21 protein-coding genes and 1 pseudogene are annotated in these 22,593 nt (G+C 63.9%); 4 read left to right on the top strand and 18 right to left on the bottom strand.

All coding sequences use genetic code 11. The annotated features are described in order from the left end of the window. The 12 genes from FPT15_RS27265 to FPT15_RS27210 all read right to left on the bottom strand — a co-directional run. Positions 1 to 1,476 (bottom strand): secretin N-terminal domain-containing protein (locus tag FPT15_RS27265; protein ID WP_145165891.1); only part of this gene is annotated, 1,476 nt, incomplete at its 3' end. A gap of 5 nt (positions 1,477 to 1,481) precedes the next feature. Next, positions 1,482 to 2,000, bottom strand: coding sequence for a general secretion pathway protein GspN (locus FPT15_RS27260; RefSeq protein ID WP_145165890.1), 519 nt, complete (start codon positions 1,998 to 2,000; stop codon positions 1,482 to 1,484). After that, positions 1,997 to 2,596: a type II secretion system protein GspM gene (gene gspM, locus FPT15_RS27255; RefSeq protein ID WP_145165889.1), complete on the bottom strand. Its 600-nt coding sequence runs from the start codon at positions 2,594 to 2,596 to the stop codon at positions 1,997 to 1,999. The genes FPT15_RS27260 and gspM overlap by 4 nt, the downstream gene beginning before the upstream one ends. Next, complete coding sequence (locus FPT15_RS27250) at positions 2,571 to 3,563, bottom strand: type II secretion system protein GspL (RefSeq protein ID WP_145165888.1); 993 nt, start codon at positions 3,561 to 3,563, stop codon at positions 2,571 to 2,573. Before FPT15_RS27250 ends, gspM begins: the two co-directional genes overlap by 26 nt. Next, on the bottom strand, positions 3,560 to 4,261 hold the full coding sequence (locus FPT15_RS27245) for a helix-hairpin-helix domain-containing protein (protein ID WP_145165887.1): 702 nt from the start codon (positions 4,259 to 4,261) through the stop codon (positions 3,560 to 3,562). Before FPT15_RS27245 ends, FPT15_RS27250 begins: the two co-directional genes overlap by 4 nt. Further along, a complete protein-coding gene (locus FPT15_RS27240; RefSeq protein WP_145165886.1) occupies positions 4,258 to 4,866 on the bottom strand; it encodes a prepilin-type N-terminal cleavage/methylation domain-containing protein in 609 nt (202 codons plus the stop codon). The genes FPT15_RS27245 and FPT15_RS27240 overlap by 4 nt, the downstream gene beginning before the upstream one ends. Next, a complete protein-coding gene (locus tag FPT15_RS27235) occupies positions 4,863 to 5,195 on the bottom strand; it encodes a type II secretion system protein (protein WP_145165885.1) in 333 nt (110 codons plus the stop codon). Before FPT15_RS27235 ends, FPT15_RS27240 begins: the two co-directional genes overlap by 4 nt. After that, entirely contained in the window at positions 5,192 to 5,617 is a 426-nt protein-coding gene (locus tag FPT15_RS27230; RefSeq protein WP_145165884.1) for a prepilin-type N-terminal cleavage/methylation domain-containing protein, read from the bottom strand. Before FPT15_RS27230 ends, FPT15_RS27235 begins: the two co-directional genes overlap by 4 nt. 7 nt (positions 5,618 to 5,624) lie before the next feature. Continuing rightward, a complete protein-coding gene (gene gspG, locus FPT15_RS27225) occupies positions 5,625 to 6,074 on the bottom strand; it encodes a type II secretion system major pseudopilin GspG (RefSeq protein WP_145165883.1) in 450 nt (149 codons plus the stop codon). Next, a complete protein-coding gene (gene gspF / locus FPT15_RS27220; RefSeq protein WP_145165882.1) occupies positions 6,071 to 7,267 on the bottom strand; it encodes a type II secretion system inner membrane protein GspF in 1,197 nt (398 codons plus the stop codon). Before gspF ends, gspG begins: the two co-directional genes overlap by 4 nt. Beyond that, the gene (gspE, locus tag FPT15_RS27215; protein WP_145165881.1) at positions 7,264 to 8,961 is read right to left on the bottom strand and encodes a type II secretion system ATPase GspE; all 1,698 of its coding nucleotides are present in this window, start codon (positions 8,959 to 8,961) and stop codon (positions 7,264 to 7,266) included. The genes gspF and gspE overlap by 4 nt, the downstream gene beginning before the upstream one ends. Positions 8,962 to 9,225: 264 nt before the next feature. Next, positions 9,226 to 10,266, bottom strand: coding sequence for a LacI family DNA-binding transcriptional regulator (locus FPT15_RS27210; RefSeq protein WP_145165880.1), 1,041 nt, complete (start codon positions 10,264 to 10,266; stop codon positions 9,226 to 9,228). Between the two features lie 205 nt (positions 10,267 to 10,471). On the opposite strand from FPT15_RS27210, the gene FPT15_RS27205 reads away from it, so the two are divergent. Genes FPT15_RS27205 through FPT15_RS27195 form a run of 3 tightly spaced genes read left to right on the top strand, consistent with a single transcriptional unit; the run spans position 10,472 to position 14,927 of the window. After that, on the top strand, positions 10,472 to 12,664 hold the full coding sequence (locus tag FPT15_RS27205) for a TonB-dependent receptor (RefSeq protein ID WP_145165879.1): 2,193 nt from the start codon (positions 10,472 to 10,474) through the stop codon (positions 12,662 to 12,664). Positions 12,665 to 12,666: 2 nt separating this feature from the next. Continuing rightward, the gene (locus FPT15_RS27200) at positions 12,667 to 13,998 is read left to right on the top strand and encodes an LLM class flavin-dependent oxidoreductase (protein ID WP_145165878.1); all 1,332 of its coding nucleotides are present in this window, start codon (positions 12,667 to 12,669) and stop codon (positions 13,996 to 13,998) included. Then, positions 13,995 to 14,927, top strand: a complete 933-nt coding sequence (locus FPT15_RS27195; RefSeq protein ID WP_145165877.1) for a sulfonate ABC transporter substrate-binding protein — start codon at positions 13,995 to 13,997, stop codon at positions 14,925 to 14,927. Before FPT15_RS27200 ends, FPT15_RS27195 begins: the two co-directional genes overlap by 4 nt. A gap of 50 nt (positions 14,928 to 14,977) precedes the next feature. On the opposite strand, the gene fecE is transcribed toward FPT15_RS27195, so the two are convergent. The 6 genes and pseudogenes from fecE to FPT15_RS27165 form a co-directional block, all read right to left on the bottom strand. Continuing rightward, on the bottom strand, positions 14,978 to 15,769 hold the full coding sequence (gene fecE / locus FPT15_RS27190; RefSeq protein ID WP_145165876.1) for a Fe(3+) dicitrate ABC transporter ATP-binding protein FecE: 792 nt from the start codon (positions 15,767 to 15,769) through the stop codon (positions 14,978 to 14,980). A 4-nt stretch (positions 15,770 to 15,773) separates the two neighbouring features. Next, entirely contained in the window at positions 15,774 to 16,742 is a 969-nt protein-coding gene (locus tag FPT15_RS27185) for an iron ABC transporter permease (protein ID WP_145165875.1), read from the bottom strand. Further along, complete coding sequence (fecC, locus tag FPT15_RS27180) at positions 16,739 to 17,728, bottom strand: iron-dicitrate ABC transporter permease FecC (protein WP_145165874.1); 990 nt, start codon at positions 17,726 to 17,728, stop codon at positions 16,739 to 16,741. The genes FPT15_RS27185 and fecC overlap by 4 nt, the downstream gene beginning before the upstream one ends. 2 nt (positions 17,729 to 17,730) lie before the next feature. Beyond that, positions 17,731 to 18,645 (bottom strand): Fe(3+) dicitrate ABC transporter substrate-binding protein FecB, encoded by a 915-nt coding sequence (locus FPT15_RS27175; protein WP_372241501.1) that lies wholly within the window; start codon positions 18,643 to 18,645, stop codon positions 17,731 to 17,733. Between the two features lie 393 nt (positions 18,646 to 19,038). Beyond that, positions 19,039 to 21,444: a TonB-dependent receptor gene (locus FPT15_RS27170; protein ID WP_145165872.1), complete on the bottom strand. Its 2,406-nt coding sequence runs from the start codon at positions 21,442 to 21,444 to the stop codon at positions 19,039 to 19,041. Between the two features lie 96 nt (positions 21,445 to 21,540). Then, positions 21,541 to 21,672: pseudogene (locus FPT15_RS27165) on the bottom strand (Lrp/AsnC ligand binding domain-containing protein); the annotation flags it as partial. Positions 21,673 to 21,880: 208 nt separating this feature from the next. Here FPT15_RS27165 and FPT15_RS27160 point away from each other — a divergent pair. Next, the gene (locus FPT15_RS27160) at positions 21,881 to 22,507 is read left to right on the top strand and encodes a CatB-related O-acetyltransferase (RefSeq protein ID WP_145165871.1); all 627 of its coding nucleotides are present in this window, start codon (positions 21,881 to 21,883) and stop codon (positions 22,505 to 22,507) included. Positions 22,508 to 22,593: the final 86 nt, after the last annotated feature.

Here is a 22,593-nt window from a genome sequence, read left to right as displayed (position 1 = left end):
GCCCCCGAGCGCCCCCTGGCTGCCCGAGGCATTCGCCACCGTATTACTTCCCGAATTCCCCGCCAGGCGCCCCAGATACCACTGCACCCCAAGGTCCAGTTCCCCGGTCAACTTGACCTCAAGAATGCGCGTCTCGATCTGCACCTGAAGCGGCGGATTATCGAGGCGTTTGATCGCCGCTTCGATCTCCTTCCACTGCGCCGGACGCGTGCGCACCAGCAGTTGGTTACTGCTCTTCTGCGCGGTAATCCGAGTACCGGCTTCAAGACTTTTATCCGCCGCAGGCGCAGCAACGTCCGGTGCTTGCTCAGGCTCCTCGGCAGGCGGCGGCGCATCTTGCAACCCGCCGGAATTGCTGTTGAGCGACGACAACGTCGCCGTGCGCAACCCCGGCGCAACCTTCGCCGGCGCGTCGTCCTTGATCGCGTCATTGCCGTAGATCTGGCGCAGGTACCTGGCCAGGTCCGAAGCCTTCATATTGCGCACATCGTAGACATACATCTGCGGCTCGTTACCGCCGCCCTCGTCGATGGTGCGGATCCAGTCACCCACCTCGCTGAGGTACTGCGGCTGTGAAGAAATCGCCACCACCGAATTGGTGCGCTCAATCGGCAAAAACCGCAGCATGCCCGCCAACGGCATGCCACTGTCCGGGCCGAACATGGCTTGCAGCTCGGGCATCAACTCGGCCACTGACGCGCGTTGCAGGCCGAACACGCCCACCGACATGCCCTTGAGCCAGTCCACATCAAAGGTGTCGATGGTCTCCTGATAGTTGGCCAGTTCCTCCGCGGTGCCGGCCAGGCTGAGGATATTGCGCGCCGGGTCCACCAGCAAAAACGCGTTCTCGCGGGCAAACGGCTTGAGCAGCTTTTGCATCTCGGTGGCGGAGATATACCGCAGTGGGAACAACCGCGCAGAGAGGCCGCTGGACGGCGCCGCCACGTGCATTTGCGGCACCAGCTTGCCGGCCACGGCCTGGTCGGCGGGCAGGATCACATAGCGCTGGCCCTGGCGGATCATCGCGTTGTCGGTCCAGGACAGCAGGGTTTCCAGAATCGACAACGCCTGCTGCTTGTCCACCGGTTTGGAGGTGGAAAAGCTGACGTTGCCCTTCACGCCCTGGGCGATGCTGTAGTTTTCGTGCAGCAGGTCGCCCATCACGCTGTTGATCACCGCTTCGATGGGCTGGTCGGCGAAGTTGAACACGATGTCGCCGCCCTGCTCCTTCGCGCTCGGTGATGCGGCGGGCGGGCGCACGAATTGCTGGTTGCCACGGATCACCTGGCGCTGTGGCGCTGACCTGGCTGCAAGCGGCGGGCTTTCAGGCGCAGGCGCCGCAGTCGGCGGCCGTTGCGAACCGGTGCCCTGCATGGCTTCGTGCAGCAGGTCGTCGTCCGCGTCGGGGCGGTCGGGGAAGGCGCCACAGCCGCCCAGTGCGAGGGCGGTGGCCAGGCAAAATGTTGAAGTGCGCATGTCGATCAAGGGAGGGGCTCGCGGGGAAGAGTAATCGGGGGCCGGGTGGACGGCGGCGGCAGGCGCTTGGCATAGAGGTTCAAGGTTTGCGTGCGGCCATCCAGGGCAAAACGGGCGTATTGCGGTGTCAGGTGTTCCAGGCGCCAGCCGTTGGGCAGCGTCTGGCCCAGGCGCACGGTCAGCGGGCGGCCGTCGGCCTGCTTGAGCATCGCCATTTGCAGGTTGCCGGTGATCATGATGCCGCTGAGAGTCAGGTTGGCCAGGCTCGAGACCCGGGCTTTGCCCACCACGCTGTCGGGGCTGCGATCAGGGCTGAACAGCGGCGTTTGCCACGTGGCGGCGAGGCTGTCGAGTGTCACGCTTGGCGCCACGCGCGCACTGACCGCAGGGTGTGCGCGCACGACGGGTTCGGGCAGCCACTGCGGTTCATCGCCAATGCTGCTGAGGATGACCGCCATCAGCACGCCGAGTAACCCGGCCAAGCCGAGCAAGCCCCATTCCAGGGGACGCAGTGCGCCGATCATCGCGCCACCTGCGGTTGCAGATAGCCGCGCACCAACAGGTGCACCAGTAGTTTTCCCGCCCCGCCGCTGGCTGGCGCCTGCTGGCCACGGCGGATGCGCAGCTCATCCACAAACAAAAACGGCGGCTGGTACTCCAGCTCATGCAGCACGGCTTCCAAGGGCTCGATGGAGCAGTTCAGGGTCAGGCTGACTTTGACCTGGCGATACGGCTCGCCCTCGTCCTGCTCGGGGGTGATGGGCTTGCGTTGGGTCAGGCTGCAGCCGCCGCCGAGCGTGGCGTGGCTGTTGATCAGGTCGGCAAGACGCTGCATCAGGTCGGCGGCCACCACGTCAGGGTCATCGCCCGGCAACAGGCTGGTGCTGCTGGCCGGGTCCTGGCGGGCCTGTTGCAGTTGCTGGCGCAGCGCATCGCCCTGGCGCACCACGCCGGCGTAGCGTTGCTGCTGCTCGCGCAACTGCTCGGCCTGTTCGCCCATGTCACGCAAGGGGCCAGCAAACCAGCTGTCGATCAACAGCCAGTAGGCCGCGCCGACGACCACGGCCAGCAATAGCAAGGCCGCGCCGCGACGTTCACGGGGTGTGAGGGGTCGGCGCATCGGCGGCCTCCTGACGTAGGTGGGCACGCAAGGCAAACTGGTCCTTGCCGGTGCGCGCATCGGGTTGAATCACCCCTTCGAACTGGGCGTTTTCCAGGCTGTGACAACCCTTGATGCGGGTGATCAGCGCGCTGGCCTTGGCGCTTTGCCCGGAGATGGAAATCTCGCCGTCCTTGACGTCCAGCTGGTCGAGCCAGGTGTCGGCGGGCAGGCAGGTGGTGAGGTCATTGAGCAACGCGGCCAAGGGCGGCTGCGCCAGTTTGCGCCGGGTCAGGTATTGCGCCGCGCCACGGGTATTGAGCAGTTGCTGGCGCAAGGCGTGCACCTCGGCGACCTGGGCTTTTTGCTGCTGCACGCTGGCGCGCATGGCGTCGAGCACGCGCTGGCGGTCGTTGAGCCACAGCAACATCGCCGCAATCAGCAAGGCACCGCACAGCCACGGCAGGCTGCGTTGCAGGCCTTTGCCGGTAGGGCGTTGGCGCGGGCGCAGTGGCGCCGGGAGCAAGTCAATGCCCAAGTGATTCACATCCACCCGATGAGGGTGCACGCCGAGGGCGGCGCAGTCGCTGAGGATCTGGTCCAGCTGTTCGCGCAGGATCGCCACCAGCGTGACCTGCAGGTGTGTAGCGGTGCGTTGCTCCTGGCGCGCGACGAAGTACAGCTGGTCAGCCTCGAAGGGCGTGTAGCGATCCAGCTCGTACCCGACCACGGCGGTCAGGTTGCGCGCGGCGGCCAGCGGCAGCTGCACGGTTTGCAGCAGCACCGCGTCGGGCGCAAGCATCAGCACCTGGCGCGCGCTGGCGAGTGTGACCGGTTCGCTCAGTGGCCAGTGGCAGACCTGTTCAGGCGGCTCGCTCAGGGCCAGCCATTTCGGTACACAGGCGCGCAACTCCGCGAGCCACAGGCGCCAGCCCTGTTGCAGCAGGCTGCCGCGCCAGTGCCGGGCGATGGGTTCCAGTCGATTCATTCTTGCCAACGCAGCACCCGGTAGGGTTGCGCGCTGTCCTCCGAGGGGCTCAATAAAACAGTGAGTTGCAGGCGTGCCTGGTAGCCGCCGGGGCGCTGTGCGTGGCTGTCGACCACCAGCACCACACCCGGGTCGGCGCCTTCGGCGTTCTGACGCGGCAAGTTCAGCGCCTTGCGCATCAGCGGGCTGGCGAAGGCCGGATCGGGTCGATCCAGGTCACTCCACAGGGTGATTTCCGGCAGCAATTGGCTGTACAGCGTTTGTGTCATGCCGGGCAGCTGGCGCACTTCTTCCAGCACCCGAAACGGCGGCAGGCCGTGCTTGCGGCGCGCCTCAAAAGCTTTGATCAATTGGTCGGCCTGGGCCTGGGTGGCGCCGCAGGCCAGGGCCAGGCGCATCAAGTCATCGGCCTCGGCGTTAATCAGGTAGAGCTTGCCGCGCTCGCTGCGCAGGCTGACGTGCAACTGGGCATCGTCGAAGGTCAGCGGGATGTCACGGCCGTCGGCAACCCAGCGCCGATCGGCCATGACCAGGGCGATGCCGGCCTCGGCAGCCAGCACGGTCTGGGTGTGCTGGCGCAACCACAGGGCCTGGCGGCTTTGCAGCTGTACCCAACCGGCCAGGCCGCCGAGCAACACACTGAGCAAGGCCAGCGCCCACAGCACCAGCAGCAGCGCAGCGCCGCGTTGGCGCCTCATTCCTCCAGCGCTCCGCTGGCGAGGTTAAGACGCAGGGCAATCACTTGGGTAACCCACGGCAGCGGGCCGTCGATGCGCGCGGCAATGCGCACCGCAGCGGGCAAACGCTTGGGCCACGGCCATTGGTTGACCCATCCGGTGGCTTGGCCCAAAGGCGATACGCCGCGGTAACTGAACTGCACGTCCTGGACGTTTTTGAGCAGCACTTGCGGCTCACTGCGGGCGACGTTGGTGTGCGATTCGAGCTGAGCAAACGACACCTGCAATGCCTGTTTTTGCGCTTGCAGCGTGAACCGCTGAATGCCGCCGCCGAGCACACCCGGCAGCGTCGCCACAAACTGCAATCGCTGGCGCGTGCCGACAAAAAAACCATCGGTCTGGCTGTCATCTTCGGTGACGTCCAGCGGCAGCGCTTCACTGATCGCCGTGCGTAGAAACTGCTGGGCGGCGCGCATCTCATCCAGGCTGGTGGTGTAGCGCTGGGCCTTGGACACGGCGCGATTGGCGCCCAGCAACGCCCCGCCCACCAGCACCAGCAGCACCGCGAGCAGGCTCAGCACCACGAGGATTTCCAGCAAGGTGAAGCCCTGCTCGCGGCGCTTCACAGGCGCGCCTTCAAGGTACTGAAACGGGCCTGGTGAGGCCCTTCGCTGACGGTCAGGTCGAGGCGAAAAAGGTGCGGCTGTTGTCGGGTCTGGGTCAGTTGCCAGTGGATGCCCTGCAAGTCACCTTCACTGACACCTTCAGCCAGCGGCCCCGCCGCTTCCTGGTCGAGTACCGTCAGCGCCGCATGGGTGAGGCGGTCGCTGTGGGCGACTTGCGACAACGAGCGCGCGCTTTGGCCAAAGGCGACCAGCAACACTGTGCCGCACACCGCCATCAAGGTCAGTGCGGCGAGCATTTCAAGCAAGGTGAAGCCTGTCTGGTATTTCATGGCAGCGCCCTGGACTGCACGCTGCCGGTCAGCCAGCCCACGTCGATGCGCCAGCGCCGGCTGCCATTGGCCAACAACAGGTGGCCGCCGGTTGAGCTGCCGTCGGGGTAAAACTCGACAGCCGAGCCGGCCTGTTCGGCAGTGTGCAAGCTCACCTGCAGCTCAGCCGGCCAGTGTTGCAGCGCGCGGCCCGGCGCCTGGAAGGTCATTTTCTGCAGATCGAATTCAGTGCGCGCCGCCGAGCCGCTGACAACCGCCCCGGCCCGCGTGGTGCGCAGCGCATCGACCATCTGCCCGACCACGCGACGCTCTTGCGCCGCCTGCAAACCCTGGCGCACGCCCAGCCCCAGCAACCCGGCGGCGAGGCCGATCAACAGGATGACCACCAGCATCTCCAGCAGGGTAAAGCCGCGCTGGGCCATGGCGAGGTTATTCCCAGTTGCCCAGATCGGCGCTGTAGCCATCGCCGCCCGGCTGGCCGTCCTGACCGTAGAAAATCAGGTCGAAGGCGCCGTGCTCTCCGGGGTAGCGATAGCCGAAGGCATGGCCGAACGGGTCCTTGAGGTCGGAGGGCTTGGCGTAGGGGCCGGCCCAGCTGGATGCGTTGGCGGGCTTGTCCACCAGCTGTCGCAGGCTGTTGGGCGGCGCGCCGACGTCAAGGGCATAGCTGTCGATCTTCATGCTCAGGCCGGCCAGTTGCGCCTTGCCTGCGCCGTATTTGCCCTTGTCCACGTTGCCGCCGACCTGGCGCACCACAATGGTCGCGACAATGCCCAGCAACACGATCACCGCGAGCATTTCGAGCAGGGTGAAACCGCTTTGGCGGCGTGTCGATCCGAGTTGAAGGTGTCGCATGGGAGTGGCTCCTTGAAGGTTCATATATTGCTGGTCAGGCTCATCAGCGGCAGCATGATCGCCAGCATGATCACCGCCACCAGCACGGCCATGACCACGGTCAGCGACGGCACCAGCGCGGCGAGCAGGCGGTCGATGCCGCGTTTGGCTTCGACGTCGAACACCTCGGCAACCTTGAGCAGCATGCTGTCCAGTTCACCGGCCTGTTCGCCGACTTCAATCATTTGCAGGGCCAGGTCTGGCAGCAGCGGTTGCGCGCCGAACGCGCTGGCGAGGGTGCCGCCGCCTTTTACCGATTCCGCCGCATCCGCCACTTGGGCCTGCAGCGCCCGGTTGGTGCAGACTTGGCGGGCAATCACGAGTGCCTGCAGCAATGCCACGCCGTTGCTGAGCAGGGTGCCGAGGGTGCGCGTCAGTCGGGCGGCTTCGACGCGTTGCAGCAGCGGGCCGATCACGCGAATGCCGAGCAGGCGGCGGTCGTAGCGCTGCCTGCGCAGCGGATCACGCAGGCGTGCCGCCACGATCCAGATGGCCGCCACCAGTGCGCCCAGGACCCACACGCCATAGGCGCCGAGGAACTGGCCAAGCGCGAGAATGACCTCGGTGATCAGCGGAATCGGCACGCCCAGGTCCTGGAAAATCGGCACGAATTGCGGCACCACGTACGCCAGCAACAGCGCCAGCGAACCCACCACGCCGACCACCAGGAACGCCGGGTAGATCAGCGCATTGATGACGTCGCCGCGCAGCAATTGGCTGCGTTCCAGGTAGTCGCCCAACTGATGCAAGGTGCTTTCCAGCGCGCCACCGGCCTCACCGGCGCGCACCATGCTCAAATACAGCGCCGAGAACGTGTCGCCCTCCTCCTCCAGCGCGGCGGATAACGGCTTGCCCGCCTTGACGTGGTCGCGGATACGCTCGATCAGCGCGCGCACCTGGGGTTGGCCGGGGGGTTTGAGCAGCAGGCCCAACGCGCGCTCAAGCGGCTGACCGGCGCCGAGCAACGTGGCCAGTTGCTGGGTAAAGCTCACCAGGGCCGCGCCCTTCAACGGCCCGCGCACAGTGCGCAGCAGCGGGCTGCCGGCCACTTCGATGTGCAACAGCAGTAAACCGCGTTTGTGCAGGACGGCGATGGCAGCCGCCTGGTCCTGGGCTTGCAGCGTGCCGTTGTGGGCCACGCCCTGGCTGTCCAGCGCGCGAAACTTGAACAAGCTCACGCGCCCTCTCCACGGGTGACGCGCAGCACTTCTTCCAGCGAGGTGACGCCCGCCAGCGCCTGGCGCAGGCCTTCTTCATGCAAGGTGCGCAGACCGGCGCGGCGCGCGGCCTGCTCCAGCGTGGCGGCGTCGGCGTGGCGCATCAACAGGCTGCGCAGTTCGTCGTTCATCACCAGCAATTCGGTGATTGCACTGCGACCGCGATAAGTGCCCTTGTAGAGCAGGATCGGGCGCTGGTCGGTCAAGCGATCCAGGCCATGTTCTTCGATCAGTTCCGGCGCGGCTTCGAATGCCACGCGGGTCGCCGGGTCCAGGCGCCGTACCAGGCGCTGGGCGAGAATGCCGCTGACCGTCGAGGCGATCAGGTAGCTTTCCACGCCCATGTCCAGCAAGCGCGTGATGCTCGCGGCCGCGCTGTTGGTGTGCAGGGTGGAGAGCACAAGGTGGCCGGTGAGCGAAGACTGGATGGCGATGCGGCAGGTCTCCAGGTCGCGGATTTCGCCGACCATGATCACGTCCGGATCCTGGCGCACGATGGAGCGCAGCGCGCCGGCGAAGTCCAGGCCAATGGCGGGCTTGACCTGGATCTGATTGATGCCTTCGAGCTGGTATTCCACCGGGTCTTCAACGGTGATGATCTTGCGTTCAGCGGTGTTGAGCCGCGACAGCGCGGTGTAGAGGGTGGTGGTTTTGCCCGAGCCGGTGGGCCCGGTGACCAGCAGGATGCCGTGCGGACGTTCGAGCAGGTCGAGAAACGCCGCCAGGCGCTGGCCGTCAAAGCCCAGGCTCTGGAAGTCGAACTGCACGGTTTGCCGGTCGAGCAGGCGCATCACCACCGATTCGCCGAAGCTGGTGGGCACCGTGGACACGCGCAGGTCCAGCGCCTTGCCCTGGACACGCAGCATGATCCGCCCGTCCTGAGGCAGCCGCCGTTCGGCGATGTCCAGGCGCGCCATGATCTTGACCCGCGAGATCACCGCCGCCGACGAACTGGCCGGCGGCGCTTCGGCGTCGTGCAGCACACCGTCGATGCGGTAACGCACCTTGAGCTGGTTTTCGAAGGGTTCGATGTGGATATCCGACGCGCGCTGTTCCACCGCACGCTGCAGGATCAGGTTGACCAGGCGAATCACCGGCGCTTCGGAGGCCATGTCCTTAAGGTGTTCGATATCTTCCAGCGCCCCGCCCTGCTCATCGAGGTTTTCAATCAGGGTGCCCATGGCGGAGCGGCCCTGGCCGTAGTAGCGCTCGATCAGCGTGTCGACTTCAGTACGCGGGCCGATGGCCAGCCACACCGGCACCTGGCAGGCGTAGGCCAGGGCTTGAAAGGGATAGAGGTGCGCCGGGTTGGCCGCCAATACGCGCAGGCCACCTTGGGCCCAGCCCATGGGCACAACCTGGTAGTGGCGCATAAAGCGTTCAGTGAGGGCGGGCAACGGGTCGAGCAGCGGCGGCGCGGCATCGGCCAGCAACAGCGGCGCGCCAAGCAGGTCCGCCCAGGCGCGGGCCAGCTCGATTTCAGAGACCAGCCCCAGACGCGCGAGCAGGCCGAGCAGGTCGCCGGCGTCCGTAGACAGACGCCGGGCGCGCTCCAGGTCGACCGTTTTCAGCCCGGCGTGCCGCATCAGCCACGCGCACACGTGGTCGGTGTGCGGGATCTGCAGAGTGCAGGCATCGATGGGCATTGACGACATAGTGTGGGGTGTCTAGTTGCGAGAAAGTATGGCTATTTGGAACTACTGGCCAATACCGGAGAAGTGCCATTAGTTCGCCACGCCGCAGTCGGGGTTAACCGGGTTAATCGACTAAAAGTTGTAAATCTAGTTCCTGATGGCTGGAAACAAACTGAAAAGAATACGCATTGGCTGTCCCGGATTTCCGGTACAGCCCTTGATTTAGGGCCTTTGGAGTGAACCAGCAGAAGTGAGCTAGTTGCAATTAGCCACTTCACTAGTTATTCAAGTGCTCTCACGCTCAATCAAGCGACACTCCAGAAGATTCAATCGCACAACTTCATCCTCCACTGGCAGAACACCCAAACTTTCAAGTACCCGCGTGGCGGCTAATATTCCGATGTCCAGGGCTGGCGGTTTTATCGTGCTCAGACTTGGCAAAAGCATTTCGGCAAAGGGGTAATCACCAAAACCGAGCACGGCGCAGTCTTGCGGGATGTTCAATCCGGCCCGCTGGCCTGCCAGCAAACCACCGGCGGCCAGGTTGTCGTTGGCGAAGAAAATCGCATCCGGCGGCGTGGCATGGCTCATCAGCACCTGCATTGCCTGCTTGCCGGCTTCGAAAGGCGCCAGGTCCGCATCCGGGGCATACACCCAGGGCTGCACACCCAGTTGGGCGGCGGTGGCGGCATAACCGTCGCGCCGCTCCAGCGCACTGAAGTCGCCGGGCGCACTGTTCTGCACGAAGGCGATGCGCCGATAACCCTTGGCATACAGGTAGCGCGCAGCACTGACGCCCACCTCGTAATGGGAGAAGCCAATCTGCAAGGGTTCGCGCGTGGGCACGTAATCCCAGGTTTCCACCACCGGAATGTCTGCCTCGGCGATCATTTTTTCAGTGCCCGCGCTGTGGAAACGACTGGTCAGTACCAACGCCGCCGGCGACCACCCGAGAAACGCGCGCACCGCGCTTTCTTCCTGGTCGGCGCTGAAGTAGCTGGACGCCAATAGCAGCTGATAACCATGGCGGCTGAGCGTGTCACTGAAGCCCTGGATGGTGTTGGCAAAGATCGGCCCGGAGATGTTGGGAATCACCATGGCCACGATCCGCCCGCGCGCCGAGGCCAACCCACCGGCCACCAGATTCGGCACATAACCCAACTCGGCCACCACCGCCGCGATGCGCTCCCGGCGCTCTGGCGAGACCTGCTCTGGCTGATTGAAATAGCGCGACACGGTGATCGCCGACACCCCGGCCTGGCGCGCCACGGTATTAAGAGTGACGCGCCCGGCGCCACGGCGTTTGCGCGGTTTTTCTTCGCTCAAGAGGCAATCCTGTTAGAAACGAAAAAGCATATAGGACTAATTTTTTAGTATTTGACGCTCTAAACCAGCCCCAACAATAATGCCGATGTTAGCGCTACCAAAGCGCTTTGTCTGCTACTCGCTCGAGCGAATGCCCAAGACACGACACAGGCGCTGACGGTCGCAGAACCGCAGCGGTTCAGGGCATTTTTGGAGCGGGCACAGCATGCACAACTTTCCACGTCACACTCATTTATTGTTTCTCGCCGGGCTGACCGCCCTCCCCGCGCCGGGCGTATTTGCCGCCGATGAGCAAGAACCCACGCTCAAATCCGTCACGGTCACCGCGACGCGCCGCGAAGAGTCGCTGCAAAAAGTCCCGGTGGCGGTCTCGGTACTCGATGGCGAACAACTGGAGCGCGACAACCGCAACGGCGTGGCGAGCATCGTGCAGCAAGTGCCGTCGCTGAACTTTCGCACCGGCGCGTCGAACAAGGACACCTCGTTGTTCGTGCGCGGCGTGGGCACCATTTCCACCTCCCCAGGCGTTGAACCGACCGTGGCCACAGTGATCGACGGCGTGGTGTATGCGCGTCCAGGCCAGGCCACCCTCGACCTGCTGGACCTTGAGCGCATCGAAGTGCTGCGCGGCCCGCAAGGCACCCTGTTCGGCAAGAACGCCTCGGCCGGCGTACTGAACATCACCAGCAAGGCACCGACCGCCGAGACCCACGGCTATATCGACCAGTCGTATTACAGCGGCAACGAAAGCCGCACGCGTTTCGGCATTGGCGGCAGCCTGGTGCCGGGGGTGCTCAAGGGCTCGATCAGCACGCTGTTCGGCAGTTACGACGGTAATGTGGATAACAAAAACAACGGCCAGGAGGTCAACGGCTACAACCACAAAGGTATTCGCGGCAAGCTGGAATTCACCCCCAGTGACGAGGTGAAACTGACCTTGATCGCCGACTACATGCAGGCCCATGACGACGGCCCGAATGGCGTGGTGAGCAAGTCGCTGACACCCGCGTTTGCCAATGCGTTGAGCCCGGTGCGCGCGTCCAGCGACAACCGCGATATCAACACCGACACGCGCAGCCATGTCGAAGACACCAACAAAGGGTTGTCGGCGCAGCTGGACTGGAACCTGGGCGACTACACCCTGACTTCGATCACCGCCTGGCGCGGCTGGGACAACACCCAATACCAGGATGGCGACCGCCTCGGCACCGTAACCGCCGCCTTCCCCGGCACCGCCGACAAGGGCGAGCTGGCCTTCGACCAGTACTCCCAGGAACTGCGCCTGGCCTCGCCCAAGGGTGAATTCCTGGAGTACGTCGGTGGCCTGTTCTACCTGCATGGCAAGGACGAAGAGACCTACCAGCGCACGCTGACCACCCCGGCGCGCACCGACCGCGGCATTGCCGACTACAGCACCACCAGCGACAGCTACGCGGCATTCGGTGAAACCACGCTGAATTTCACCTCCCGCTTTCGCGGCATCGCCGGCCTGCGCTACACCCACGACGAGCTGAAATACGATCACCGCCGCGTGTCGACCTCCGCCACCACGGTGAGTGGCATTCAACCGGCCACCCGCAGTGCCGGTTCGGTAGACGAGGACGGCTGGTCCGGGCGACTGGGCGTGCAATTCGACATCAGCGACAGCATCACCAGCTACCTGACCTACTCACGTGGCTACAAAGGCCCGGCGTACAACGTGTTTTTCAACATGCAGCCGCGCGACACCAACGCCCTCAAGCCAGAAACCTCCAACACCTGGGAAGCCGGGATCAAGGCCACCAGTTGGAACAATCGCCTGACCACCAACCTTGCGGTCTTCCACAGCGACTACGACAACTACCAGGCCAACTTTTTCGACACGGTCGCCGGCCAAGTCGTGACGCGCCTGATCAACGCCGGCAGCGTCAGCACTGAAGGTGTGGAACTCGATTACGCCTTGCAGGCCACCCAGCAACTCAAGTTGTCCGGGGCCCTGGCCTACACCCGTGCGCGTATTGACGAATTCGCCTGCCCCGCCGGTGCGGCGGCAACGTGCAACGTGAATGGCAAACCACTGCCGTTCAGCCCGGACTGGAAAAGCTACGTGCGCGCCGACTACAGCATCCCGCTGGAGAACGGCCTGGACGTTGAGCTGGGCACCGACTACAGCTGGCAGAGCGAAGTGCAGTACGACATCAGCCAGAACCTCGACACCAAACAAGGCGCCTACGGCATCTGGAACGCCAGCGTGGCCCTGGCCGATTACAGCAATGGCTGGCGCGTGGCGCTGTTGGCCAAGAACCTCGCCGACAAGTCTTATTCACCGCTGCTGGCCAGCGGCGGCAACTACATCTACCGCGCCGTACCCCGTGACGATGAACGTTACTTCGGCGTGCAACTGCGCAAGGATTTCTAAGCATGAGCCGTCAATTGAAACTCGGCGCCTTTCTCATGGCCACCGGGCACCACGTCGCCGCCTGGCGCCACCCGGACGTGCCGGCCAACGCCGGGCTGGATTTCGCCCAGTACAAACGTCTGGCGCAGATCGCCGAGGCGGCCAAGTTCGACGCGCTGTTCGTGGCCGACAGCATTGCTGCCGCCACGGGTGAGATCGCCAGCCAGATGGCGCGTTCGGATCACTTCGAGCCGCTGACGTTGCTCTCGGCGTTGAGTGCGGTAACGGCGCATATTGGCCTGATCGCCACGGCGACCACCAGCTACAACGAGCCCTACCACGTGGCCCGCAAATTCGCCTCGCTGGACCACCTCTCCGGCGGGCGCGCCGGCTGGAACCTGGTGACCTCGGACAATGCCGCCGAGGCGCAGAACTTTGGCCGGGATGAGCACCTGGGCCATCGCGAGCGTTACAGCCGGGCGCGGGAATTTCATCAGGTGGTGACCGGGCTGTGGGACAGCTGGGAAGACGACGCTTTTGTGCGCAACAAGGCCAGCGGCCACTACTATGACCCGGCGAAACTGCATGTGCTGGACCACGTCGGCGAGCATTTCCGGGTCAAGGGCCCGTTGAACGTGGCCCGCTCGCCACAGGGCCAGCCGGTGGTCGTGCAAGCGGGTTCTTCCGAAGCCGGCCGGGAGCTGGCTGCGCAGACCGCCGACGTGGTGTTCACCGCGCAAACGTCGCTGGCCAATGCTCAGGCGTTTTATGCCGACCTCAAAGGGCGCCTGGGCGGCTACGGGCGTGAGGCCGACGCGCTGAAAATCATGCCCGGCGTGTTTGTGGTAGTGGGGCCAACCGAGGCTGAGGCACAGGCGAAATTCGAAGCGCTCCAGGCGTTGGTCGAGCCCGAGGTGGGCGTGGCCTTGCTGGGGCGCATGCTGGGTAATTTCGACCTGTCCAAGTACCCGTTGGACGGGCCGTTGCCGTCGCTGCCATTGACCGACAGCGGGCAACGCAGCCGCCAGCAATTGCTCAGTGACCTGGCGCACCAGGAGCAGCTGACGCTGGCGCAACTGGGCCGGCGGATTGCCGGTGGTCGCGGGCATTACAGCCTGATCGGCACGCCGCTGCAGATTGCCGATGAGCTGCAACGCTGGTTCGAAAACGCTGCGGCCGATGGTTTCAATATCCTGGTGCCGCATTTGCCGGGAGGGCTTGAGGATTTTGCCCAGTGGGTGGTGCCCGAACTGCAGCGGCGCGGCCTGTTCCGGACCGACTACACCGGCAGCACACTCAGGGAACACCTCGGTTTAGTGCGCCCGGCGAATCGTTTCAAGGCGGCTCAGGCATGAAAATCCCTTTGCTGTTGCTGACCTTGCTGGCCGTCACCGACACCGCGCTGGCGGCCGACCCCGCCACCCTGAGCATCGGCTATCAGAAAGGCTCTATCGCCCTGGTACTCGCCAAGGAACATGGCCTGCTGGAAAAACGCTTTGCACACACCGCGGTGAAATGGGTCGAGTTTCCCGCCGGCCCGCAGATGCTTGAGGCACTGAACGTGGGCGCGCTGGATGTAGGCTCTACCGGCGATATCCCGCCGCTGTTCGCACAAGCGGCCGGTGCCGACCTGGTATACATCGGCGCCGAACCGCCCAAGCCAACCGCCGAAACCCTCCTGGTGCGCAACGACAGCCCGCTGCACTCGGTTGCCGACCTCAGGGGCAAGAAAGTGGCCTTCCAGAAGGGCTCCAGCTCCCACAACCTGATCCTGCGCGCCTTGAATAAAGCCGGCCTGCGCTATCAGGATATTCAACCGGTGTACTTGCCCCCGGCCGACGCCCGCGCGGCGTTCGAGCAAGGCAGCGTGGACGCCTGGGCGATCTGGGAACCCTATTCGTCATTGGCTTTGAGCCAGAGCCCGAGCCATGTGCTGACCAACGGCGAGGGCCTGGGTTTGTCGGGGCCGGTGTACACCGCGCGGCGTGAGTATGCGCAGGCGAACGGCGCGTTTATCCAAGCGCTGCTGGGTGAACTCAGTGCCGCCGAAGCGCTCACCCGCAGCGAACGTGAAGACAGCTTGAAGGTGCTGACCGCCTTTATGGGCCTGCCTGCCGAGGTGATTGCCCGCTATATGGATAACCGCCCGCCTTCGCCGATCCTGCCGATTGACGAGACGGTCATCCAGGCGCAGCAAGCGACGGCGGATCTGTTTTATCAGAACCGTTTATTGCCCAAGGCCATTGAAGTGAAGAAAGCCGTGTGGAGCGCTGAAGCCAACTGAGGCCAGGCATTGTGGGAGCTGGCAAGCCGGCTCCCACAGGTTGAGTGGCGTCAGGCTTGATTTCGGGTGCTTTTTTCCACGAGGCACATCGGTGTGCCGGCCACCGGCTCGCGCATGATCTGCACCTGTACATCGAATACTTGACGCATCAGTTCGGCGCTGATCACTTCGGCGGGCGCGCCGTGCGCGACCAGTTTGCCGCCGTGCATCACCGCCAGGTGGTCGGCATAGCGGCAGGCCTGGTTGATGTCATGGAGCACGGTGATCACGGTCTTGCCTTCGGCGGCCAGTTCGCCCATCAGGTCGAGCAGTTCGACCTGGTGACTGATGTCGAGGTAGGTAGTGGGTTCGTCGAGCAGCACCACCGGTGCGTTCTGCGCCAGCACCATCGCCAGCCACGCGCGTTGGCGCTGGCCTCCGGACAAGTCCGCCAGGGCGCGGTCGGCCAGGGCGTCGAGTTCCAGGCGCTGCAGGGCTTGGGTCACGTGGGCCTGGTCGTTGCCGCTCAGGCGCCCCCACAGCGAGTTATGCGGGCTGCGGCCATAAGCGATGAGTTGGCGCACGCTGACGCCTTCCGGCACCGGCAGCACCTGGGGCAAAAATGCGATCTGTTGTGCCAACTGACGAGCGGACAGGCTGGCGTAGGCTTGATCCCCCAACGTCAACTCGCCCTGGCTTGGCTTGAGGATGCGCGCGAAGGCCTTGAGCAAGGTGGACTTGCCGCAGCCATTGGGTCCGATCAACGCAGTGACACGCCCCGGTGGCGGCGCGAACGACAAACCCTGCACGATGCGCGTGGCGCCGTAGCCGATATCGAGTTGATGTGCTTTTAAAATGCTCATGTCATCAGCCCTTGAACCGTGCCAGCAACCAAAGAAAATACGGCGCGCCAATCACCGCCGTCAGCACCCCCGCAGGGATTTCGCTGGGCGCGATCAACGTGCGCCCGAGGGTGTCGGCCAGCACCAGCAACAGCGCGCCGATCAGCATGGCCGCCGGCAGCAGATACAGGTGATGCCCGCCCACCAGCCGCCGCGCCATGTGCGGCGCGACCAGGCCGATAAACCCGATCGGCCCGATCACCCCCACGCCCAGGCTGGTCAGGACCACCGCGCACGCCATCGCCAACCAACGCGTGCGGGTCAGTGCGGTGCCCAGGCTGTGGGCGGCTTCGTCACCCAGGGCGATCAGGTTCAGCGGTTTGGCCAGGCACAGGCCCAACGGAATCAGCAGCAGAAACGGCAACACCAGCGCCACGTGGTGCCAGTTGCGGCTCCACAAACTGCCGGTCAATGCGAGCAAGGCGGTGTTGATATCCAGCGGATGGGAGAGGATCAGAAATTCAGTAACGCTGGACAACGTGACCGCAATCGCCACGCCCGACAGTGCGAAACGCACCCCGGAAAAACTCACGCCGGTGTTGTACAGCGCAAGCAGCAAGGCGCCACCGGCACCGCCGAGGCAGGCCACCAGGGGCAACCAGGCAATCGGCATGTGCGGCCAGCCGATGATCGCCACCGTCAGTGCCAGCCCGGCGCCTTGAGTGACGCCGAGGATTTCCGGCGAGGCCAGCGGGTTGCGAATCACACCCTGGACAATCGCCCCGGCCAGGCCGAACGCGCAGCCGGCGAGGATGGCGATCAGGCTGCGTGGCAGGCGATGGTTCCACACTTCGAAGTCGAGGGCGTTGTGGGCCAGCAGACGGTCCAGCACCGTTTCCGGGGTGAGCCACACCGTGCCGGCACTAAGGCTGACACCGGTCGCCACCAGCAACATGCCGAGCAACAGCCATAGGCGTAATCGGGGTTGGGTCATAGCGCGCGCCTGGCAAGAAAGAGGAAGAACGGCGCACCGATCAGCGCGGTCACCACACCCGCCGGGGTTTCCACCGGAAAGGCCACAGCGCGGCTGAGCAAGTCGGCGCCGAGCACGATCGCCGCGCCCAAGGCTGCACTCAGCGGGATCAGCCAGCGGTAGTCATTGCCGAGAAATTGCCGAATGATATTCGGCGCGATCAGCCCGACAAAACCGATGGGGCCGACGGCGCAGACGCTGGCACCCACCAGCAACAGGCTGGCGAAAAATACCTGCAGACGCAGGCTGGCGATGCCCACGCCCAGCGAGCGTGCAGCGTCTTCGCCCAGGTTGATCAGGTTCAGGCGCGGCGCGCACCACAGCGCCCAGAGGCCGCCGATCAAGGTGCAAGGCCAGAGTAATTGCACCTGGGCCGCGCCGACGTTCGCCAGGGAGCCGGCCAGCCAGTTCAGCACGCTTTGTGCCTGAGCCTCGACCAGAATCACCGTGAGCCGCGTCAATGCTGCGCACAGCGCCGCCACGGCCACGCCGGCCAATACCAGCCGGCCTTGGGCGGTGGCGGGCGACCACGCACCGCCCAGACTGAACACGGTAATCCAGGCCAATGCGCCGCCCACGCAGGTCATCAACAATGCGCCGCCGGCAAAGGGTGGCGCGACCAAGCCGGTCGAGAACAATGCCAACCCCAGCGCCGCACCCGCCGTTACACCAAACAGCGACGGCGATGCCAGGCGGTTGCGGGTAATGCCCTGCATCAGTGCACCGGCCAGGCCCAGGCAAGCCCCGACCAAGGCCGCGCATACCGCTCGCGGCACCCGCAACTGGGCGACGATATAGGCCATATTGCCGCCCACGCTGCCCTGGTGAACCAAGCCATTCCAGGCATCCGTCGCCGTGAGGGTGAACGGTGACCAGCTGTACAAAGAGAGCCAGAACACTAAAGCGCCCAGCAGCACGATACTCGCTGCCGCGAGACTTCGGCCCATGCTTATTGGCTCAGTACGGCTTTGCCGCCTTTGAGAATGGCCAGGGCGTCTTCGGCGATCTGCTCCGAGGCCAACACACCGCGATTGCGCGCCCAGCTGTCGCCGTCGACTTCGGCCACATGGTGGTTACGCACCGCACCAAGCACTTGCCACAGCGGCTGCTTGCTCCAGGTGTCGACGATGCTTGGGCGGCGGTAGTGACCGACCAGCAACCAGCCCGGATCCAGCGCGAGCAATTGCTCCAGGCTGACAAACTCGGTGGAGGCGGCGTTGGCGCGCACCGACGGTACTTTCAGGCCAATGGCTTGCAGCACGCTGCCTGCATAGGAGTCCGGGCCGTGCACGGAAAAGCTGTCTTCCCGGGCGACGCCGAACAGCACGCTGGCACCGGTTGGTATCTGCTTGGCAATCGCCTGCAAATGCTCGCGGTTCTGCGCGATACGCGCCTCCATCTGCGGGCTCTTGCCCAGGGCCTTGCCGATCAGCTCGGCGGATTTGAGGCTGCCCTCGTAATCCTCACCACGCGAAGGCAACAGCAAGGTGGGCGCGATGCTCGACAGGTCGCTGTACAGCGCCTGGTGGCGATTGAGGTCGGCGACGATCAGGTCCGGCTTGAGCCGGGCGATCTCCTCGATGCTCGGCTGCGAGCGCAGGCCCACCGATTTCCATTGGCCGATGGCCTGGCGCACGCGTGGCAGCACTCGGTTGGCGTCGCCATCATCGGCAGCGCCTACGGGCGTAACGTCAACAGCGGCGAGGCTGTCGAGAAAGGAAAACTCCAGCACCACCACGCGCTTGGGCGCATCCGGCAAGTGCACTGCGTGCTGGCCATCATTGAGGTCGATGGGCGCAGCGCTTAACACGCTGGACGAGAACGCCAGGAGGCAGGCGGCAAGGGTCGGGATGGAGCGCAGCATTCGCATGACAGGGACCTCGGCGTTGGAACACCCCGGCTGGACAGGCTGGGGAAAACGGCGGGTACTATTCCATATCGGGACGATGCAATCAAAAAACATTCTTATTAACGCTTTTTCATTTACAGGCGCTGTACATCCTGTTGGCAGTTGGGCTGCTGTGGCGAGCGGTGGCCGTTGTGGTGAGCGAGCTTGTTGTGGCGAGCGGGCTTGTTGTGGCGAGCGGGCTTGCCCCGCGTTGGGCTGCGCAGCAGCCCCTATTCAGTCACCGCAGTTTTTTCAGTCAGAACTCATTGGCAGGTTTTGGGGCCGCTTCGCAGCCCAACGCGGGGCAAGCCCGCTCGCCACATCAAGCCCGCTTGCCACGACAAGCCCATTCGCCCTCAAGTTGCGCAGTTAGAAGTCGACGGTGGCCGAAAGCAAGTACGTACGCGGTGTCGACAGGGTCAGCCCCGGTTCGCTGTCATCCGAGGCCCCGGCCGAGCTCCAGTAGCGTTTATCGGCGACGTTCTCGATATTGGCGCGCAAGGTGATGTGTTTGTCATCCACCTTGAAGGCGTAACGCGCGCCGACGTCGATGTGGTTCCAGGCATCAATTTCTTTCACGTTGGACTGATCCAGGTACTGCGAGCTGGAATAAATGCCCCGGCTGGTCAGGGTCAAACCCTCGAGCGTCGGCACATCCCATTCCGCCCCCAGGTTCACGTTGTACTTGGGTGTGGCCGGTGCGCGGTTGCCGTCGTAGGTGCCGTTGGTGGTATGGGTCAGCTCGCTGTCGATGTACATCACGCCACCGAGCAGGCGAAAGCCCTTGAGCGGCTCGCCAAACACACTCAGCTCCACCCCGTCGTTCTGGCGTTTGCCGTTGGGGCCGAACACCCGCGTGGTGGCGTTGGTTTCATAGGCTGGCTGTTTGATGCGGAACACGGCGGCGGTGACAGCAAAGGCGCCCGCGTCGTATTTGGCACCGACTTCGACCTGCCGGCTGATAAACGGCGGGAAGATTTCGTCTTCGTTGATTGAGGTAGAAGGTGCGATTTTGCCCTGGCTCAGGCCTTCCATATAGTTGGCATACAGCGACAACGTGTCGGTGGCCTTGAAGAGGATGCCACCCGACGGCGAGATTTTTTCCTCGTCATAGGCAGTGTCACCTTTGACGTTGTCGGTCCAGTCATCCACCTTCACCCGCTGCCAGCGCGCGCCGAGGGTCAGCAGCAATCGGTCGTCAAAGAAACCCAGGGTGTCGGACAGCGCGACACCGCTGAACTTATTCTCTGTGTAGACCTTGGAATCGAAGCGCGTCGGCCGCGAGGGGGTCGGGGTTTGCACGGGGTCGTAAAGGTTACTTGGCGCCGCCGCGTACCGCGCCCCGCCATTTTCAAAGTCCATATAGAAGTAGCTGGCAGCCAGGTTGAGCTCATGGCTGACGGGGCCGGTGTGCAACCAACTGCGCACTCCCGCCGTGGCGGTACGCACGTTTTCGTCACGGGTGAAATCACGCGGCTGCACGCTGAAATCCCCAGCGTTGTTGGTGACGGACACTGCGTGGCGCAGGAAGTCGTGATTACTTTTCCGCGCGCCAACACCGCCGTAGAGCATCACGCTATCAGTGAGGTCGAACTCGCCGTTGACGGTGCCGAACGTATCGTTGGTGCTGGCCTTGCTCCAGGGTTGCGCGTAGTTGCGGCGCACATCGCTGGCACTCGGCACGCGGGCATTCGGGCCGATCTGGACACGCTCCTGCGGGGCATCGGTGTCACGCTCGGTGTGACCGATGTCTGTGGAAAGGCGCAGACGTTCGCCACGAAAATCCAGGCCCAGTACGGCCATCTCACGGTCGACACTCTGGTGGTCCCATTCGGTGTCGCCAGACTGCTTCACGCCGTTGAAACGGATGCCGAATTTGTTGTCCTCACCAAAGCGCCGGCCCACGTCCACCGCACCGCCAGCCTGGCTGCCGGAAGCCCAGGTGCCGGTAAACGAATTGATGTCTTTGTCGGTGGCGCGCTTGGGCACCACGTTGATTCCGCCGCCGACGCTGCCGCGTGGTGAGATGCCGTTGATCAACTGGCTCGGGCCTTTGAGGATATCGACGCGCTCGGCCATTTCCATGTCGATGGTGTACGTCGGCAACACGCCGTACAGGCCGTTGTAGGCCACATCACTGTTGAACAGACTGAATCCGCGAATGGTGAACTGCTCATAGCGCCCGCCGGCCGGGTTAGTGGCGCGCACTGAAGGGTCGCTGGCGATCAGGTCGCCGAGGGTGCGGGCCTGCTGGTTCTTCACCGCTTCCTCGGTGTAGGTGGTCATGCTGAACGGCGTTTCCATGAAGTCCCGCGAACCGAGCAAGCCCTGCGAGCCACGACGCGCCACTTGCCCGCCAGCGTAGGTATCGCCGCCCTCCTGCCCTGCGCTGCCGATGATTGACGTCGGCGCCAATTGCAGGCTGCTGCCTTCGGGCACCGGCACCAGCCTGTACGCCTGCTCACCCATCGGTTGCAACTGCAGGCCGGAGCCTTGCAACAGGTGAGCAAAGCCCTCCTCCACGCCATATTCGCCGGCCAGGCCACTGCTGCTGCGACCGCTGACCAACGCAGGATCTACCGACAGATTGACCCCCGACAACCCGGCAAAACGGGTCAACGCCGCGCTCAGGCTGCCGGCCGGCACCTGGTAGCTGCGCCGAGCACTGCTGTCTTCGGCGTAGCTGATCGGGACGAATAATGGGCTGGCACTGAGGCTCAGCATCAGGCTCAAGTTCAGTAACGGGCGCAGGCGCAAGGGTGGGACGGCGGGCATTGGCGGAAGCTCTCGATTTGATTCACTTGCCATGAATGACAGGCGAGGTGAAAAAAAGGGACAGGCTTCGGCCATTTTTTTCAGGCAATGAAGCGCTCAACTGATCGGTACTTTTAGCCCCACCTTGCCCCGGTCCAGCGCCTGGTATTCCCGCAGGCTGGCGACATTCAGTATCAGCACGAAATCCACTTCGCCGGTGACGCAGTAGCACTGCTGCACCTGGGGCAGGATCGACCCGTCGAAACCGTCCAGGACGTGCCTGATTAACCCTGCTGATGGCACTGATGGGACTGTTGCTGCTGGCGGTGGTTGGCAGTTAAACGCTTATGTGCCAGGGTTCTCCCGGCCATTACCCTGAGCATTTTCGTCTTGCATAGAAGCCACCCATTGCTCAGGATGGCGGCCTGATTTCAACCTCTGCAAGAAGGCTCGACGCATGAAACTATTGCGTAAATGGCGCGAACACCAAGCGCGCAAGGCATTGCGCGCGCTCTCCCCCCTGGAGCGTTCGACGCAGAAACTGCGCAACCGTTACCCCGACTACAGCTTTGGCATAGGGACCTACGGGGACCTGAAGGTTCACGACTGGCATGAAGGCACGACCTTGCGCGTGGGTGCCTACACGTCCATTGCCGGCAATGTCGAAGTGTACCTGGGGGGCCATCATCGCACCGATTGGCTCAGTTGCTATCCCTTCCCGGCCAAGGTCAAAAGCCTCGCGCACATCACTGATTTTGGTGGCAGCAAGGGCGACGTGATCATTGGCAATGATTGCTGGATCAGCTCGCACGCGAAGATTCTGTCCGGCGTCACCATCGGCAATGGCGCGGTCGTCGCGGCCGGCTCCATTGTGACCAAGGACGTTGCCCCTTACGCCATCGTGGGCGGCAACCCCGCCAGACATATCCGCTGGCGCTTCGATGAGCCCACCCGCCAGATCCTCGAACAGTCCGCCTGGTGGGAATGGCCGGAAACCGAGGTGCGCGCGATCGCTCATTTGCTGTGCAGCACGGATATCGACCCGTTTGTGGATTACCTCAAGCAGCGCGCCACTGGCGCCTGACGGGTGCCGACAGGCAGCCATGCAAAACTTACGCGCATGAAAAAGCCCAACCTTTGCAGGTTGGGCTTGATCAAGAATATGGTTTC

This window comes from Pseudomonas sp. RGB (assembly GCF_007713445.1).
In the GTDB taxonomy this organism is placed as follows: domain Bacteria; phylum Pseudomonadota; class Gammaproteobacteria; order Pseudomonadales; family Pseudomonadaceae; genus Aquipseudomonas.
The sequence above is the reverse complement of the archived record's forward strand: the minus strand, read 5'-3'. Positions and strand labels throughout refer to the sequence as shown.